Genomic DNA, 17,028 nt, shown 5'->3' with positions numbered 1-17,028 from the left:
ATTGCCACGGCCGCCGCGAGCCGCTTAGCTGCCCCCAACGAAAAGACACAAGGGAGGCTTGAGGCTCATGGCGCAGAATCTGGGACGAACGGTGGGTCGGGTTCTCGTCGGCCTCGCCCTCGCCGGTTGGGCGGGCGCCACAGCAGCTGAGCCGACACGCGCCAGCCACCAGGTCGCGGGCCTGGAAGCGCCGGCGGAAATCCTGGTCGACCAGTGGGGCGTCTCCCACATCTACGCCGCCAGCGTCCGCGACGCCTTCTTCCTGCAGGGCTACAATGTCGCCCGTGACCGGCTGTGGCAGATCGACCTGTGGCGCAAGCGCGGGCTCGGCCTGCTGGCCAAGGACTTTGGCCCGGACTTCGCCGCCCAGGACCGCGCCGCCCGGCTCTTCCTCTATCGGGGCGACATGGCCGCCGAATGGGCCGCCTACGGACCACAGGCCAAAGGCTATGCGGAGGCTTTCACCGCCGGGATCAACGCCTATGTGGGCGAGACCCGGGCCGGCGCCCGTCCCCTGCCCGAAGAGTTCACGATCACCGGGACCACCCCTGATCTCTGGCGGCCGGACGAGGTGGTCCGCATCCGCAGCCATGGCCTGACCCGCAACGCCGCCGCCGAGGTCGAGCGCGCCCTGATCACCTGCGCGGCGGGGCTGGAGGCCAACGCCCTGAACCGAAGGCTGGAGCCTGCCCACCAGCTCTCGATCCCCGAAGGCCTGGACCCCTGCGCCATCCCGGCCGGCGTCCTGGCCGACTATCGGTTGGCCACCAAGGGGGTCGAGTTCACCGCGGGCCAGGTCGTCGCCCAAGCCGAGGACATCCCCGCCGACGCCATCGGCTCCAACAACTGGACCGTCGCGCCCTCGCGTACGGCGACCGGGCGGCCGATCCTGGCCAACGACCCGCACCGGGCCCACGGCGTGCCCTCCCTGCGCTACATCGTCCATATGGAGGCGCCCGGCTTCTCGGCCATCGGCGCCGGCGAGCCCGCCCTGCCCGGCGTCTCCATCGGCCATAACGGGACCATCGCCTTTGGCCTGACCATCTTCCCGGCAGACCAGGAGGATCTCTATGTCTACGAGACCGATCCGGAGAACCCGAACCGCTATCGCTATGGCGACGGCTGGGCGACGATGGAGGTCGTCACCGAGACGGTGGAGGTCGAAGGCCAGGCCCCGCGCACCGTCGAGCTGAAGTTCACCCGCCATGGCCCGGTGGTGTTCGCCGATCCTGAGCAGCGCCGCGCCTATGCCGTCCGCAGCGTCTGGAGCGATCCAGGCACCTCGGCCTATTTCGGCTCGTCCGACTACATGACGGCGCAGAACTGGGATGAATTTTCCGGCGCCATGAGCCGGTTCGGCACGCCCAGCGAAAACCAGGTCTATGCCGACACCGCCGGTAATATCGGCTGGATCGCCGCGGGCCGCGTGCCCGTGCGCCGGGGTTGGGACGGGCTGATGCCCGTGCCCGGCGACGGCCGCTATGAATGGGCGGGCTATATGGCGGCAAGCGACCTGCCCAGCCGCTACAATCCCGAGACCGGCTGGCTGGCCTCGGCCAACCAGTTCAACCTGCCGGCCGACTATCCGGCCGAGCGCCAGATCAGCTTCGAATGGAGCAATCCGGCACGGATGGCCCGCATCTCCCAGGTGCTGGAGGCTGACCGCGATCTGACCCTGGCCGAGGCCATGGCGCTGCAGACCGATCCGACCAATGTGACGGCCGCGGCCCTCATTCCCCTGCTGCGCGACATCCCCGCGGCCGCGCCGGACCTCGCCGCCGCCATCGCCTTGCTTCAGGACTGGGACGGCCGGACCGAGGCCGACAGCGCCGCGGCCGCTCTCTATGAGGTCTGGCTCTTCAAGCATCTGGGCCGCGCCACTGTGCGGGCTGCGGCGCCTGCCGCCGTCCAGGCCCTGATCGGCCAGGGCGACCAGCCGGCCATCAGCGACTATCTGACCGCCGCCGCACCGGCGGAACGGGCGCCGATCCTGGCCGCCAGCCTGACGGCGGCGCTGAACGAAGTCCACGAGAAGCTCGGCCCCGATCCCTCGTCCTGGACCTGGGGCGACCTGCATCACGCCCGCTTCGAGCACGCCCTGGCGCCGCGGCTTTCGACGGACGCCGCCGAGCGTCTGGCGGTCGGCCCCGCGCCCATGGCCGGGACCATGCTGAGCCCGCTGGCGGCCACCTGGCGGCCCAGCGACTATCGGGTGGTGTCCGGAGCCTCGTTCCGCATGGTCCTGGATGTCGGCGCCTGGGACAACAGCGTGGCGATCAATACGCCCGGACAATCCGGCGACCCGGCCAGTCCGCACTATCGCGACCTCTTTCCCCTGTGGGTGAAGGGCGAGTATGTGCCGCTGCTCTACAGCCGACCAGCCATCGAGGCGGCGACGGAGACGGTGCTGACCCTGACGCCAGCCTCTTAAGAGTCGCCTAGAGCGGCAGGTGGGCGATGACCTTCGGCGTCAGATAGGCGTCGATGCCCTCCATGCCGCCCTCGCGCCCATAGCCGCTCTCCTTGACGCCGCCGAACGGCGCCTCGGGGCCGCCGACGGCGAAGGTGTTGAGGCCGACCATGCCGGCCTCAAGGCTGCGTCCCAGCCAGGCGGCGGTCTCCTGCGAGCGGGTGAAGGCGTAGGCGGCCAGGCCATAGGCCGTGCCATTGGCCCGGGCCATCGCCTCCTCCCGATCGGTGAAGGGCGCCAGGATGGCGATGGGGCCGAAGGGTTCTTCGTGCAGGATCGCGGCGCTCTCGGGCGCGTCGGTCAGGACAGTAGGCCGGTAGAAATAGCCGCGATTGCCCAGCCGCTCGCCGCCCGTCCGCACCTGGGCGCCGGCCTCCACCGCGCCGGCGACCGCCGCCTCCACCGCCGCCAGCCGGCGGTCGTGGGCCAGGGGCCCCATCTCGGTGCGTGGGTCGAGGCCATCGCCCACCACCAGCTTCTCGGCCCCGGCGACGAAGGCCTCGACCACCTGATCGTAGATCTTCGCCTCCACATAGAAGCGGGTGGGCGAGATGCAGACCTGGCCGGCGTTGCGGAACTTCCCCTGGACCAGGGTCTGGGCGACGTCGATGGGGTCCATGTCGGCGAAGACCATTACCGGCGCATGGCCGCCGAGCTCCATGGTGCAAGGCTTCATGCACCGCGCGGCCTGCTCGGCCAGCAGCTTGCCCACCGGGACGGAGCCCGTGAACGACACCTTGCGGATGATCGGTGAGGCGATCAGGTGGGCGGAAATCTCCGCCGGGCGCCCGAAGACCAGGTTCAGCACGCCGGCGGGAAGGCCGGCGTCGGCCAGGGCCTGGGCGAGCGCGATGCAGCCGCCGGGCGCATCCTCCGGACCCTTAAGGATCATCGAGCAGCCGGCCGCCAGCGCGCTGCCGATCTTGCCGGCTGCCTGGGAGGCCGGAAAGTTCCAGGGGGTGAAGGCCGCAACCGGCCCAATCGGGTGGCGGGTCACGGTCCACATGAGGCCCGGCTGGTTGGCCGGGATCACCCGGCCATAGGCGCGACGGCCCTCTTCGGCCGCCCACTCGAAATGCCGGGCGCAGCCCTCGATCTCCATGCGCGCCTGGGCGAGCGGCTTGCCCTGTTCGCGGGTCAGGTCCCGGGCGATGGGGTCCAGGCGCTGGCGGATCAGCGCGGCTGCGCCCCGCAGCACCTCGGACCTGTGCAGGGGCGTGGTCTGGCGCCAAGCCTCGAAACCGGCCTGGGCCGCCGCCAGGGCCTCATCCAGATCAGCCGCCGTGGCCACTGCATGGCGGCTGACGACGCTTTCATCGGCGGGATTCAGCACCTCCAGCCATTCGTTTCCGCCGCCAGCCCGCCAGGTTCCGCCGATGAACAGCGGCCGGCTGCAAACCTCGGTCTGAGTGGCCACGGTCAACGGGCTGGCTCCTTGGACTTGGCTTCGGCGGCCTCGGCCGCTTTCTCGGCCTGGTACTCGTTCACCGCCTTGCGCTTGAACGGGTTCTCCTTGTGGATCGGGAAGTCGATCTTCAGCTCGCCACGGACGATCTTCTTGCGCAGGTGCTTGGCCCCATGGACGCTGAAGCCCGCCAGATGGTCGCCGGCCACGATGCGGGTATAGCGGGAGGGGTTTTCCGCCGACACGAACTGCGGCAGCGGCTCGACCACCACGTCGTAATCGACGGCGAAGAACAGCGGCATGGAGAAGCGCTCCTTGCCGGTGTTCACCACCCGATGTTGGGTCGCCTTGAACCGCCCGTTGGTCCAGCCCTCCAGCAGGTCGCCGATATTGACGATGAAGGCGCCCTCGACCGGCGGGGCCGAGACCCATTCGTCGGCGGCGTTCATCACCTGCAGCCCCGGCCCGCCGGTGTGGAGGATGGTGAAGCACTCGAAGTCCGAATGCGCGCCGATGCCCAGATGGTCGTTGTCCATGGGCCGGTCGTTGGGCGGATAGTGCAGCAGGCGCAGCTGTGACGGAGTCTTTTTCGTCCGCTCAAGGAAGAATTCGGGATCCAGGTCCAGCCGCAGGGCAAAGGCTTCGAACAGCCGGTCGCCCACCTGACGCACGGCGTCGTAATAGGCCATCACCTCGTCGCGAAATCCGGGAATCCAGTCCGGCCACTGGTTGGGCACCAGCATCAGGTTGCCGGCCTTGAAGTCCGGATCATCCTCGTCGATCTCGATAGCCAGGTCGAAGGCCGCATGCAGGCGCGGCTTGGTCAGATAGTCGTGCTCAGGACTCGGCTCCACCAGCCGATAGAGTTCAGGATCACCGTCATCGTCCTCGTCGGAGATCGGCACCCAGCCCCGGGTGCCCGGCGAGTTGCGGATGTGCACCCGCTGCCGCTGCTCAAGCGACGAATAATGGAACTGTTTCGACAGGTCGTAGGTGCGGTCGATCAGCGACTGCGGCACCCCGTGGTTCTTGATGTAGAAAAACCCCACCGTCTCGCAGGCCCGGCCGATCTCGGCCACCGTCGCGGCCTTGGCCTCGGGATCGCCGCCCGTCAGGGCCGCGATATCGATCACGGGGATTTCGGAGAAGGCGAGAAGCTTGGCTCCCATCTCGCCGACGGCTGGGGTCTGATCGCCGGTGCTCATCGTGAACGCTCCATGGCAGAGCGGACAGGCTTCGGCGCCTGCGCCGCCGAACTGACCTTGTCGGAGATTCCGGCGAGGCGCGCGCGGCCGGCGGCCGATCAGGCCCGAAACCCCGCTCAGTAATACGAATTGTTCAAATCGTAGTCGGGGCGCCCAGGGGCGGCGCCCATCGTCCAAGCATTTCCCACCGGCTCACAGACGGCCCCCGCCATCGCTTGCCACGGCGGGGTCGGAGGTATCGGCTCAGGTCAGCCCCAGCGGGGCGGCCAGTGCGGAGGCGACCATGGACTTGACGGATCGACGAGGCGGAAAAGCGCCTTCCGGCCAGGGACTTATCGGGCGGCGAGGGCTGCTGCTGGGCGCCGGCGCCGCGGGTTTGGCCCTTGCGACGGCCGGCTGCTCCGGCGCCGGCGACGGCGGCCGCAGCCTTCGGGTCTCGACCTATGGCGGGAACTTCGAGCAGGCGCTGAGCCAGCACATCTACCCCCTGTTCACCGAGGCCACCGGGATCCGGGTGGAATCCATGCCCCAGCCGGCGGGCCTGCAGTTCCTGCTGCAGCTGGTCGAGGCCAACAAGGCCGGCCAGACCCCCATGGACCTCTGCATCAGCGCCCCGGTCGACGTCATGCGCGGCAATGCCGCCGGCCTCTGGCGCGCCTATGACGCCGCCCAGATCCCCAACCTCGCCAACCTGCCGGACTCCTATGTCACCCGCACCCCGGACGGGGTGGCGGCCGTCGGCGCGATCGGCTGGTTCTTCACCATGGTCACCAATCCGCAGACCATAAGCCCTACCCCGACAAGCTGGACCGAGCTTTGGGCGCCGGGGCGCCGCAACGCCTGGGGCCTGGCCGGCACGGGCTCAGGTCCGATGTACGAGGTCACCGCAGCGACCTATTTCGATGGCCCGGAGATGCTCAACACCCAGGCGGGCATCCGCGCCTGCGTCGAGAAGATGGCCGGCCTCAAGCCCAATACCCGCCTGTGGTGGGAGAGCGAGGGCACCATGCAGACCGCGCTGGAAAACGGCGAGGTGCAGGGCGGGGTCTATTTCGCCGATGTGGCCGAGACCCTGATCCAGAGCGGCGCGCCCCTGGAGGTGGTCTTCCCCCAGGAAGGCCCGGTGATCGATTTCGGCAGCTGGTGCCAGCCCTCGGCCTCGACCAAGACCGCCGAAGCCCATGAGTTCATCAACTTCATGCTGACGCCGCAGGCGCAGAACCTGATCGCCTCGCGCATGAACGCCCCGCCCCTGATCCGCCCCGACCTGCTGACCCTGGACGAGGCGGTGCGCGCCAAGGTGACCAGCCCCACCACCCCCATCGCCACCAACCTGGAGGCCCGCCGGCTGCACATGGACTTCATGGTGCAGGAATTCAGCAAGATGCTGGCGAGCTAGGGGGCGGCCATGTTCGGACTGGAGCTGCGCGACCTCACCAAGGCCTATGGCGACCAGCTGGCCGCCGACCATGTCAGCCTCTCCATTCCGCACGGGGCGTTCGTCTGCTTCCTGGGCCCCTCGGGCTGCGGCAAGACCACCGTCCTGCGGATGATCGCCGGGCTGGAGACGCCCACCTCCGGGGCCATCCTGCTGAACGGCAAGGACATCACCGGCCAGGCGGCCAATGGCCGGCAATTCGGCATGGTCTTCCAGTCCCTGGCTCTGTTTCCCCACCTGAATGTCGGCGAGAACATCGCCTTCGCCTTGCGCCTGAGAGGCGTCGATCCCCGGCGGCGCAAGGAGCGGGTCGCCGAGCTGCTCGAGCTGGTCCGCCTGCCGGGCCTGCAGACCCGCGCCATCAGCCAGCTGTCCGGCGGCCAGCGCCAGCGGGTGGCCATAGCCCGGGCGCTGGCCCAGGAGCCGCCGGTCTTCCTGCTGGACGAGCCCTTCTCGGCCCTGGACGCCAAGCTGCGCGAGGAGATGCAGAACGAGCTTCGCGCCCTGCAGCAGCGGCTGAAGATCACCACCATCCTGGTCACCCACGACCAGCGCGAGGCCATGACCATGGCCGACACCATCGTGGTGATGGGCGAGGGCCAGATCCAGCAGCACGGGCCGCCGGTGTCGATCTACAAGCGCCCGGCCAACCGCTTCGTCGCCGACTTCATCGGCGCCAGCAATCTGCTGCCGGTGCAGATCCTGGACGGGCAGACCGTGACCTATGGGGCGACGCCGCTGAGGGTCGGCGCTACCTGCGGCATGGGCGGAGCGGCAGCCACCCTGGCCATCCGTCCGGAGGACGTGGTGATCACCCGGGCGGCCGGAGGCGGCTGCAATGAAGTCGCCGGGATCATCAGCCAGGTGCGCGACATGGGCGCCTATGTGGAGTTCCGCGTCGCCTGCGAGGGCCTGGACATCCTGGGCGTCGCCGCGCCCCGGGACTGGATTGGCGCGGGCCTGGGCGAGCGCGCCCATGTGCGCCTGCCCGTCGAGTCTTGCCAGGTCCTGGCGACATGACCGCAGCCGATATCGGGCTTACGGCGCCGGCCGGCGACCTGCCGGCCAAACCCCGCTGGGTCCTCGCCGGTCTGCTCACCGGGCCAGCCCTCTACATCCTGATCATGGCCATCGTGCCGGCCTTCCTGATGGTGCAGCTCAGCCTGGCGCATCGGGAGGTGGGGGGCCTGTGGTCGCCGGGCATTGAGCTCACCCAGTACCGACAACTGGCGACGCCGCTGTTCGCCAGGATCATGGGCTTCTCGCTGCTGCTGGCCCTGACCGGGGCGGCGATCTGCGTCAGCCTGGCCTTCCCGGCCGCCTATTTCATCACCCGCATGCGCCGCCGCGCCCAGGTGAGCTGGCTGGTCTTCCTGCTGGGCTCCCTGTCGCTGTCCGAAGTGCTGATCGTCTTCGCCTTCCAGGTGCTCCTGTCCACCAGCGGGACCCTGGCCGGCGCCCTGTCAGCGATGGGCCTGCTGGCGCCGGGCGGCTCGCTCTATCCCAACTTCCCCGCGGTCCTGACCTGCCTGGTCTATCTGCTGCTGCCCTATGTGATCCTGTTCTTCTATCCGGCGCTCTCGCAGCTGGACCCGGAGCTGGAGCAGGCGGCGGCCACCATGGGGGCCTCCCGGTTTTCGACCTTCGCCCGCGTCGTGCTGCCGATGATGCGGGGACAGATCCTGACCGGCGTGCTGCTGGTGGTGATCTTCACCTTCGGCGCCTATCTGACGCCCCTGGTCCTGGGCCGACCGCCGCAATGGACCATCGCCATCCACATCAACAACGCCGCCATGGGGGCCGGCAACCTGCCGCTGGCCGCCGCCTACGCCGTGGCGGTGGTGGCCTTCATGGTCGCCCTGCTGGCCCTGACGCGGCTCCTGTCGCGCCGCCGGGAGGCCGAGGCATGAGCCTGGGTCCCGGAACGATCCTGCGCAGCGGGTTTCTCGGCCTCCTCGCCCTCTTCCTGGCCGCGCCGCTGATCGTGGTGCTGTCGGTGTCGTTCAACGCCACCCGGCGGATGAGCTTTCCACCCACCGAGTTCAGCCTGCACTGGTATGGCGAATTCTTCGGCGACTATGCCTGGATGGCCTCCCTGGAGCGGTCGCTGACCATCGCGGGGCTGGCGGCCCTGGTCTCGGTGATGGTCGCCCTGCCGATCACCTATGCGATCTGGCGCTATCAGGCCAAGGCTGCGGCCTTCCTGGCCGGGATCGGGGGCGCCCTGTTCCTGATCCCCGGCGTGGTCGCAGCCCTGATGCTGTCGGCCTTCTGGGGCGTCACCGGCCATGTGGGGCGGCTGGAGAATGTGGTGCTCAGCCACGCCATCGTCCTGCTGGGCATTCCGCTCTCCCTGCTGATGGTCGGCTTCCGCACCATCGACCAGGCCCAGGTGGAGGCCGCCTACACCATGGGCGCCCGGGATTCAGACGCCTTCCGCATGGTCGTGCGGCCGGCCATGACGCCCTACATCCTCTGCGCCTTCGTTTTTGTCTTTGTCCTGAGCATCAACGAATATCTGATCGCCTATATGGTCGCCGGCTTCACCGTCCAGACCTTGCCGATCAAGATCTTCGCCAATATGCGGCAGGGCTATGAGCCCACCATGTGCGTGGCTGCAGTGATCTTCATGGTGATGGGCTTTTCGGCCTTCGCCCTGATGTCCAAGGTCGCCGACCTGCCCCGTCTCATGGGCCGCACCCGCCCGCTGGAGGATTGAAAGCCATGAGCGCCAAGGTCCCGCCCGAAGTCACCGGCGTCTGGCGGCGCGAGGAGATCACCGCGCCGGGCGGCTACCGCGACGACACGACAAGAGTCTTCTGGGTGCAGGCCGACAGCTGGTACGGCGATGTCCGGCTGAAGATCGATATCCCTCGCAGGGCCGGCGCCACGAGCTTCGCCGATTTCAGCGACGCCGAACTGATTGAGCTGGCCAAGGCCCAGGGCTTCGCCGGCCTGCTCACCGTGACGCCGGCGATGTGCGCCTGGCGCCGCGACCTGGACTACCAGCCGCCGGGACCGATCCCCGACGAGGGGACCTGGCGGATCGAGGGCGACATCCTGATCGAGGGCGGCATCCACGCCGACTACGAGGAGATCTGGCGCCTGGAGCCGCAGAGCCACGGCCTTCGCGCCGCCTTCGGGCTGGGCGATGGCCAAGGCCTGCTGGTCATCGCCGGCGACCACTTCCTGATGATGCGCGCGCGCAAGACGCCCCTGCCGGAGGGGGAGTCGCTGCCCGCCCTGGTGGGGGCGGCCCTGGCCGCAGGCCGGCGGAACGAGGCCTTCGCCCTGCTGGACATGCCGATCTCTTATGGCCGCATCGGCCAGGGCTGGCGGGTTGTCCATTCCACCCTGCCCTGGCTTGAGGGCCGCCCGCTCTGGACGCGGCCGCCGCTGTTCGATGAGGCGGCCGGCCATCTTCTGGATGGCGGTTCAACGCCGTGGACCCTGCTGGAGCGCCATGATCCCGGCCAGGAGCTGCCGGGCCTGTTCGCCCTGGCCACGGTCGCCGGTTCATCGCTATGAAGGCCCCCTCGTCCGACCGTCCATCCCTTCGCCAGGTCCACCTTGTGTCCAACGCCCCGCGCAAAGCCGCCAGCGCCGTCGCCGGCTCGCAGCTCGCCCGTATCGGGGTGAGCCTGCCTGGGCCGCTGCTCGCCCAGGTGGACGACATGGTGGCCGAGCGGGGCCTGCCGGGGCGCTCCCAGCTGATCGCCGAACTGATCCGCCATGAGGTGGCCGATGTGGATCGCGACAGCGGCGACGAAGTCCGGGCCGGCACCATCACCCTGATCTACCGGGCCGACAGCGGCCGGGTGCGCCACGCCCTGGCCCGGGTCCAGGGGGAGTTCGTCAAGGAGGTGATCTCCTCCCAGCATGTCTTCCTGGAGGACGACCAGTCCTTGGAGGTGCTGCTGGTCCAGGGCTCGGGCGAGCGGCTGCAGCAGCTCTGCGACCGGCTGCGCGGCATCCGTGCCGTCCAGCAGTTGAAGCTGGTGACCACGACCTCGCTCCTCCCGCCCCTGCATGCTCACGGCGGCGCTGAAAGCGTCGAGGCCACCGGCCCGCGCCGCGCCGTTCGCTAGCGCGCGAGTTCGCCCCGAGCTCGCCGGGCCTTCAGATAGGCGAAGGTCAGGGCTGTCTGGGCGAAAAGATGCTCGCCGGAGACCAGCCGGCCATATCGCGCGGGCCGTTCAACGCTGATGAAACGGGGGTCGGGCTCGACCACCGTGTCGAAGTCGCAGGTGGCGAAGAAGGGGAAGCTGTAGCGTTCCTCGGCGACCTTGCGCACCCGGTGGCTGGTGGCGGTGAACTCCCCGTTGGTCCAGGCCTCAAGCATGTCGCCGATATTGATCACGTAGCAGCCGGGCCGCGGCGGTGCATCGATCCAGTCGCCGGCCCCATTACGCACCTCCAGGCCCGGAGCCGTGCCCCGCAGGACGGTGAAGAACTCATAGTCGGTATGGGCGCCGATGCCCTCCCGGTCCTCGGCCATGGGATCGTAGGGATAGTGGATCATCCGCAGCTGGCTGGGCGGCCGCCGCCGGTAGGGTTCGAAGTGATCCTCGGGCAGGTCCAGCGCCAGGGCGAAACCGCGGAACAGCCGCTGGGCCAGTTCGGAGACTGCCGCATAATAGGCGCTGGCGGCTTCCCGAAAGCCCGGCTGGTCTGGCCAGAGATTGGCGCCTAGCATCGGCGCCTCGGCCGCGGCGCCCGGCAGGTCGAGATTGAGGTCATAGGCCTCCTTGCGGTCGATGGTCCCGCCGGGAAACACCTCCTCGCCCTCCGGCACATAACCGCTGTGGTTTTCCGAGCCGCCGATATAGCTGGCCATCTTGGCGTCCATGGGCTGGGCGAAGAAGGCCTTGGCCGCCGCCAGGACGTTTTCAAAGAGCCGTTCGTCCAGGCCATGGCCGGACACATAGAGGAAGCCGACCTCGCGCGCCGCCGCGCCCATCTGCTCGGCGACGGCGCGTCGGGCGGTCAGGTCCGGCGCGCTCAAGCCCGTGATGTCGATCACCGGAATGCTGTCGAAGTCCGCCGTCATTCTCGCCCCTGGTCCGCCTCCAGGCTCCCTGAGTGTGATTACGTTCCTTGGATTTCGTAATAACTTGGCGGAAGCAAGCCTAGCCGTGAACACGGGCTCCCACTGCACGGGAAAGAGGCGCCCGAGGCAATCGGCGCCCGGGATTCAGGCGTCGGCCCGCCCACAAAATCCCTCCAGCCCAAGGCCATTGGAATATTACGAATTCTTCTGAATGTAATACTGCAAGGGACGCGCCAAGGCGGCGTGGCCACGGATGGAAGGGGAGTCCGAATGAAGTGGGTCAACGGATTACGCGCCTTGGCGATCGCCGCAGCCGGCAGCCTGGCGCTGGCGGCGTGCGGCCAGAACGCCGAGGAAACGGCCAAGGCGCCGGACGCGGTGGAAGAGTACACCATCGGCTGGACCATCTATGCCGGCTGGATGCCCTGGCCCTATGCCGAGCAAGCCGGCATCGTGAAGAAGTGGTCCGACAAGTACGGGGTGAACATCAAGCTCGTTCAGGTGAACGACTATGTGGAATCCCTGAACCAGTACACGGCCGGCACCCTGGATGGGGTGACCTCGACCAATATGGACGCCCTGACCATTCCTGCGGCCGCCGGCAAGGACACCACCGTGGTGATCGTCGGCGACTATTCCAACGGCAATGACGGCATCATCCTGAAGAACGGATCGACCCTGGCCGACATCAAGGGGCGCTCGGTCAACCTCGTGGAGAACTCAGTTTCCCACTATCTGCTGGCCCGCGGGCTGGAGAGCGCCAGTCTGGCCATGACCGACGTCTCGGTGGTCAACACCTCGGACGCCGACATGGTCGCGGCCTTCACCGCCCCGCAGACCACGGCCGTCGTGCCCTGGAACCCGCAGCTGGCGGAGATCAAGAAGCAGCCGGGCGCGGTGGAAGTGTTCAACTCCACCCAGATCCCCGGCGAGATCCTCGACATGATGATCGTGTCGACCGAGGTGCTGGCGGCCAATCCGAACCTGGGCAAGGCCCTGGCCGGCATCTGGTACGAGACCATGGACCTGATGAACGCCGACACGCCTGAGGGCCAGGCCGCCCGCGAAGCCATGGCCCAGATCTCGGGCACCGATCTGGCCGGCTATGAGGGCCAGCTGGAAACCACCTTCATGTACTACACGCCCCAGGCGGCCCTGGCGGCCATGACGGGTCCGGAGATCGTGGCGGCCAATGACAAGGTGCGCCAGTTCAGCTTCCAGGCCGGCCTGTTTGGCCAAGGCGCCCGGTCGGTGGACGACATCGGCATCAGCTTCCCGGGCGACCGGGTCCTGGGCAACGCCGAGAACGTGATGCTGCGCTTCGATCCGACCTATACCCAGATGGCGGTGGACGGCGCCCTCTAGGCCGGACCACCCTGAAGAGCCTTGCGTAACCGCGTACCCCTGATCGAGGTGACCGCCCCATGCGCCGATTGCTGAACGCTAGGCCGCGTGGCGGCGGTCGCCTCCTTCTGGGCTTGCTGCCCATCGCGATCCTGATCCTGCTCTACCTGGTGGCCTCCCAGGCCCGCCATGCGGAGAACCCCCGCGACAAGATCCTACCGACCCCCGCCGCCATGGCGGAGTCGATGGAGATCATGGCCCTGCAGGAGGATCCCCGGACCGGCGAGATCCCGCTGGTGGCCGACACCAAGGCCAGCCTCACACGCCTGGGGATCGCCGTCGGCGCCGCAGCGGCCACCACCCTGGTGCTGGGTCTGTCGATCGGGCTCCTGCCCTATGCAAGGGCGGGCCTTGGCCCCCTGGTGGCCACCATATCGGTGATCCCGCCCATCGCCGTCCTGCCCATCCTGTTCATCGTCTTCGGCCTCGGCGAGACCGCCAAGATCGTGCTGATCTTCGTCGGCATTACGCCCTTCATGGTCCGGGACCTCGCCTCCCATGTCGCGGCCATTCCCGAGGAGCAGATCGTCAAGGCCCAGACGCTGGGCGCCTCCACCTGGCTGGTGGCCCTGCAGGTCGCCCTGCCCCAGGCCATGCCGCGGCTGATCGACAGCGTGCGCTTCTCGCTCGGCCCGGCCTGGGTGTTCCTGATCTCGGCCGAGGCCATCGCCTCAGATGTGGGCCTCGGCTACCGCATCTTCCTTGTTCGTCGGTACCTGGCCATGGACATCATCCTGCCCTACGTCGCCTGGATCTCGCTGCTGGCGGTGATCATCGATCTGGCCCTGCTCACCTGGAGCCGCACCGCCTTCCGCTGGGCCCATGCGCCTGGAGGCCGCCGATGATCCCGGCCCTGTCGTTCCGCAATGTCTGGGTCGAGTACGGCGACCATGTGGTGCTGGAAAAGGTCAGCCTGGACGTGGCGGCCGGTTCCTTTGTCTCCATTGTGGGTCCGTCCGGCGCCGGGAAGAGCACCTTCCTGCGCCTGGCTCTGGGCCAGGAGGCGCCCAGCCGCGGGGATATCCTGCTCGACGGCGCCCCCATTCCCCCTGAGCCCGGCCCCGACCGCGGCGTGGTCTTTCAGCGCTATTCGGTCTTTCCGCACATGACCGTGCTGCAGAACGTGATGTTCGGCGCCCGCTGCGACCAGGCGCCGTTCACAGGCCTGCTCACCGGCGCCTCGCGCCGCCAGGCCAAGGCCGAGGCCATGGCGATCCTGGAGCAGGTGGGCCTTTCGGCCTCCCTGAAGGCCTTCCCCCGGGCGCTGTCGGGCGGCATGCAGCAACGTCTTGCCATCGCCCAGGCCCTGATCACCAAGCCGCGCATCCTGCTGCTGGACGAACCCTTCGGCGCGCTGGATCCCGGCGTGCGGCTGGACATGCACGAACTGATCACGGGGCTTTGGCGCGAGCACGGCCTGACCATCCTGATGGTCACCCACGACATCAAGGAGGCCTTCAAGCTGGGCACCCGGGTGATCGCCGTGGACAAGCGCCGCCACGATCCCCACGCGCCGCAGCGCTATGGGTCGACGGCGGTCTATGACTTCCCGCTGGACGACAAGTTGAAGACCGCGATCCCCAAGGAGATCGCGGCCCTAGGCGCGCCAGAGTGAATTGAGGCTCAGGCCAGGCTGGCGATATAGGCGCGCCAGCCGCCCAGGTGGGTGATGTCGGTGGCCCCGGCGAGGGCGCGAGGCTCGGCGACGAAGCCCTTCACGGTGGTCCCGTCCTCCAGGCTCACCGATCCGATGGCGAGCGGCGCGGGCACCTCGGCGGTGAACCCGCCGAAACCCGCCATATCCAGCTCGTAGACCTCGACCTCGATCGCCGAGCCCTCGTCCTCGCCCACATGGATCAGGGCCGGCTTCGGCGGCGTGGTCTCGGCCATGGCGTAGAGCTTGTAGGCCGGAGCCGTGCGGGTGCGGGCCACCAGCCGGGCGTCGCGGGAAGTCAGCTGCCAGTGCAGGGGCATGCCCGCCAGGTGAGCGCCGACAACGCTCAGTCTCACAGTCTGGGGCTTGCCGGTGGTGTCGAGTTCTGGGGCGGCGGGCATGGGACGGATCTCCTCATAGCGACGGGCGAGGTCGAGCAGGGCTGTGTCAGCCCAGGCCGGACCGATCAGGGTGACGCCAAAGCCCGTGCCATTGTCCCGATAGCCGGCGGGCACGGCGATGGCGCTCATGTCGAGCAGGTTCACGAAGTTGGTGTAGAGGCCGAGATTGGCGTTGAGCGCGAAGGGCTCGGCCAGCACCTCACTGATCCGGTAGATGGTCGGCGCCGTGGGCAGCAGCAGGACGTCGATGCTCTCCCACAGGGCATGGGCCGCGCGGGCGTGGTCCTGCAGCGCATAGAGGCCCTTGAAGGTCTCCAGGCCCGACACGCCGAAGCCCGTCTGGACGATGGCCCGCACCACAGGGTGGACGGCGGCCGGGCGGGTACGCAGCAGGTCCTCGATGGCGGCCGTCCGCTCGGCGACCCAGGGGCCGGCATAGAGCAGCTGGGCGGCCTCCAGCAGGGGCGCGATGTCCACCTCAACCAGGGTGGCCCCGGTGGCCGCCAGCCGAGCGATGGCCTGATCGTAGAACCGTTCCGACGCCGCATCGCCCAGATAGTTGAGCTGGTCCAGGCGGGGCACGCCCATGCGGTAGGCGGCGCCCAGGGCCGGCGCGGACGGACCAGGCTGGCGGGAATAGGGATCGGCCTCGTCGAAGCCAGCGGCGACGGTGTCCACCAAAGCCGCGTCGGCGGCCGTCCCGGTGAAGACGGTGATGCAGTCCAGCGACCGACAGGCCGGGACGAGGCCTGAGGTGCTCCAGCGGCCCTTGGTGGGCTTCAGGCCCACCAGGCCGTTGAAGGCGGCCGGCACCCGGCCAGACCCTGCGGTGTCGGTGCCCAGCGCAAAGGCCACCAGCCCCGCCCCCACCGCCACGGCGCTGCCCGAGCTGGAGCCGCCGCTCACATAGTCGCGGTTGAACACGCAGCCCGGGATTCCGTAGGGCGTGCGGCTGCCCACCAGGCCCGTGGCGAACTGGTCGAGATTGGTCTTGCCCATCATCACCGCCCCGCCCGCCTGCAGGCGGGCGACCACGGTGGCGGTCTCGTCGGGGCTGTAGGCATAGGCCGGGCAGGCCGCGGTGGTGGGCAGGCCAGCGACGTCGATATTGTCCTTCACCGCGAACGGGACGCCGGCCAGGGGCAGGTCCTCGCCAGCCGCGATCCGTGCGTCCACCGCCCGGGCGGCGGCCAGGACGTCCTCAGGCCTGGGACGTTCGATCCAGGCCTGGGGCTGGACCGCGTCATAGGCGGCGATCCGCGCCAGGCTGTCGCGGGCGATCTGCTCGGCCGTCTGACGGCATGACCGGACCTCGGCGGCGATGGCGGCGACGGACAGGCGTTCCATGGGCGTCCTCTGGCGGGTCTAAGCGGGTTCGATGGCGATCATCGGCGCGCCAGGTGCAATGGCCTGGCGTTCCTGGGCGTAGACCTGGCGGACGACACCGGCGGTGGGGCTGGCCACGTCGCACTCGGTCTTCATGGCCTCGATGATGGCGATGACGGCGCCCTTCTCGACCCGGTCGCCGGGCTGGACCAGCATCTTCCAGACGCTGCCGCCCAGGGGCGCCTCCACCAGTTCGGCCCCGTCGGGGACGACGATCTCCGGCGCCTCGGCCACATCGTCGGCGGCGCTGGCCAGGGCCTCGACCCGGGCGAACTCGCCCCGGCGCTCCCACTCGGCGCGCTCGGCGTCGAAGGCGGCCTCGCGGGTGGTCTGGAAGGCTTCGATGCTGCCGGCGTTGTCGGCCAGGAAGCGGCGATAGTCCGACAGGCGGAAGGTCTCGTGGTCGATCTGGATTTCCCGCCGCCCCAGGGGGAAGTCGCGCCGCCAGTCGGTCAACTCGTCGTGGCTGACGGGGAAGAAGCGGATCTGGTCGAAGAAGCGCAGCAGCCAGGGCTTGCCCTCGGTGAAGGCGTTGGTCTGCCGATAGGTGTTCCAGACCTGGATGGTGCGGCCGAAGAGCTGGTAGCCGCCCGGCCCTTCCATCCCGTAGACGCA

At 68.7% G+C, this 17,028-nt stretch carries 15 protein-coding genes; 10 read left to right on the top strand and 5 right to left on the bottom strand.

Features of this window, described 5'->3' with window-relative positions; all coding sequences use genetic code 11:
* The first annotated feature begins 67 nt into the window (after positions 1–67).
* Positions 68–2,431, top strand: coding sequence for a penicillin acylase family protein (locus tag V7702_RS00075; RefSeq protein WP_335648107.1), 2,364 nt, complete (start codon positions 68–70; stop codon positions 2,429–2,431).
* A 7-nt stretch (positions 2,432–2,438) separates the two neighbouring features.
* Here the strand turns inward: V7702_RS00075 and V7702_RS00070 are convergent, their stop codons facing one another.
* Together V7702_RS00070 and V7702_RS00065 are read right to left on the bottom strand one after the other, a co-directional pair.
* A complete protein-coding gene (locus V7702_RS00070; RefSeq protein ID WP_335648225.1) occupies positions 2,439–3,887 on the bottom strand; it encodes an NAD-dependent succinate-semialdehyde dehydrogenase in 1,449 nt (482 codons plus the stop codon).
* A 2-nt stretch (positions 3,888–3,889) separates the two neighbouring features.
* On the bottom strand, positions 3,890–5,080 hold the full coding sequence (locus V7702_RS00065) for an isopenicillin N synthase family dioxygenase (protein WP_335648106.1): 1,191 nt from the start codon (positions 5,078–5,080) through the stop codon (positions 3,890–3,892).
* Positions 5,081–5,363: 283 nt separating this feature from the next.
* Between V7702_RS00065 and V7702_RS00060 the strand changes: the two genes are divergently transcribed.
* From V7702_RS00060 to V7702_RS00035, 6 genes are read left to right on the top strand one after another with little or no spacing between them, the layout of a single operon-like run.
* Positions 5,364–6,479, top strand: a complete 1,116-nt coding sequence (locus V7702_RS00060) for an ABC transporter substrate-binding protein (protein WP_335648105.1) — start codon at positions 5,364–5,366, stop codon at positions 6,477–6,479.
* Between the two features lie 9 nt (positions 6,480–6,488).
* Positions 6,489–7,538 carry an ABC transporter ATP-binding protein gene (locus V7702_RS00055; RefSeq protein WP_335648104.1) on the top strand — a complete coding sequence of 350 codons (1,050 nt, stop codon included), beginning with the start codon at positions 6,489–6,491 and terminating at the stop codon, positions 7,536–7,538.
* On the top strand, positions 7,535–8,428 hold the full coding sequence (locus V7702_RS00050; RefSeq protein ID WP_335648103.1) for an ABC transporter permease: 894 nt from the start codon (positions 7,535–7,537) through the stop codon (positions 8,426–8,428). Before V7702_RS00055 ends, V7702_RS00050 begins: the two co-directional genes overlap by 4 nt.
* Positions 8,425–9,237: an ABC transporter permease gene (locus tag V7702_RS00045; protein ID WP_335648102.1), complete on the top strand. Its 813-nt coding sequence runs from the start codon at positions 8,425–8,427 to the stop codon at positions 9,235–9,237. Before V7702_RS00050 ends, V7702_RS00045 begins: the two co-directional genes overlap by 4 nt.
* 5 nt (positions 9,238–9,242) lie before the next feature.
* Positions 9,243–10,046 (top strand): hypothetical protein, encoded by an 804-nt coding sequence (locus tag V7702_RS00040; protein ID WP_335648101.1) that lies wholly within the window; start codon positions 9,243–9,245, stop codon positions 10,044–10,046.
* 44 nt (positions 10,047–10,090) lie between these two features.
* Entirely contained in the window at positions 10,091–10,606 is a 516-nt protein-coding gene (locus V7702_RS00035) for a CopG family ribbon-helix-helix protein (protein ID WP_335648100.1), read from the top strand.
* Here the strand turns inward: V7702_RS00035 and V7702_RS00030 are convergent.
* Positions 10,603–11,568: an isopenicillin N synthase family dioxygenase gene (locus V7702_RS00030; protein WP_335648099.1), complete on the bottom strand. Its 966-nt coding sequence runs from the start codon at positions 11,566–11,568 to the stop codon at positions 10,603–10,605. The two genes, V7702_RS00035 and V7702_RS00030, sit on opposite strands and share 4 nt — an antisense overlap.
* A gap of 270 nt (positions 11,569–11,838) precedes the next feature.
* Here V7702_RS00030 and V7702_RS00025 point away from each other — a divergent pair, with 270 nt between their 5' ends.
* The 3 genes from V7702_RS00025 to V7702_RS00015 are packed head-to-tail and all read left to right on the top strand — an operon-like array spanning position 11,839 to position 14,587.
* Positions 11,839–12,933, top strand: coding sequence for a putative urea ABC transporter substrate-binding protein (locus V7702_RS00025; protein WP_335648098.1), 1,095 nt, complete (start codon positions 11,839–11,841; stop codon positions 12,931–12,933).
* A gap of 59 nt (positions 12,934–12,992) precedes the next feature.
* The gene (locus tag V7702_RS00020) at positions 12,993–13,817 is read left to right on the top strand and encodes an ABC transporter permease (protein WP_335648097.1); all 825 of its coding nucleotides are present in this window, start codon (positions 12,993–12,995) and stop codon (positions 13,815–13,817) included.
* Positions 13,814–14,587 (top strand): ABC transporter ATP-binding protein, encoded by a 774-nt coding sequence (locus tag V7702_RS00015; RefSeq protein WP_335648096.1) that lies wholly within the window; start codon positions 13,814–13,816, stop codon positions 14,585–14,587. The genes V7702_RS00020 and V7702_RS00015 overlap by 4 nt, the downstream gene beginning before the upstream one ends.
* Positions 14,588–14,595: 8 nt before the next feature.
* Here the strand turns inward: V7702_RS00015 and atzF are convergent, their stop codons facing one another.
* Together atzF and V7702_RS00005 are read right to left on the bottom strand one after the other, a co-directional pair.
* Positions 14,596–16,374 (bottom strand): allophanate hydrolase, encoded by a 1,779-nt coding sequence (gene atzF / locus V7702_RS00010; protein WP_335648095.1) that lies wholly within the window; start codon positions 16,372–16,374, stop codon positions 14,596–14,598.
* Positions 16,375–16,392: 18 nt separating this feature from the next.
* Positions 16,393–17,028 (bottom strand): DUF2118 domain-containing protein (locus V7702_RS00005; RefSeq protein ID WP_335648094.1); only part of this gene is annotated, 636 nt, incomplete at its 5' end.

Origin of the sequence: Phenylobacterium sp. (assembly GCF_036963605.1) — a bacterium.
Lineage (GTDB): Bacteria > Pseudomonadota > Alphaproteobacteria > Caulobacterales > Caulobacteraceae > Phenylobacterium.
The sequence above is the reverse complement of the archived record's forward strand: the minus strand, read 5'-3'. Positions and strand labels throughout refer to the sequence as shown.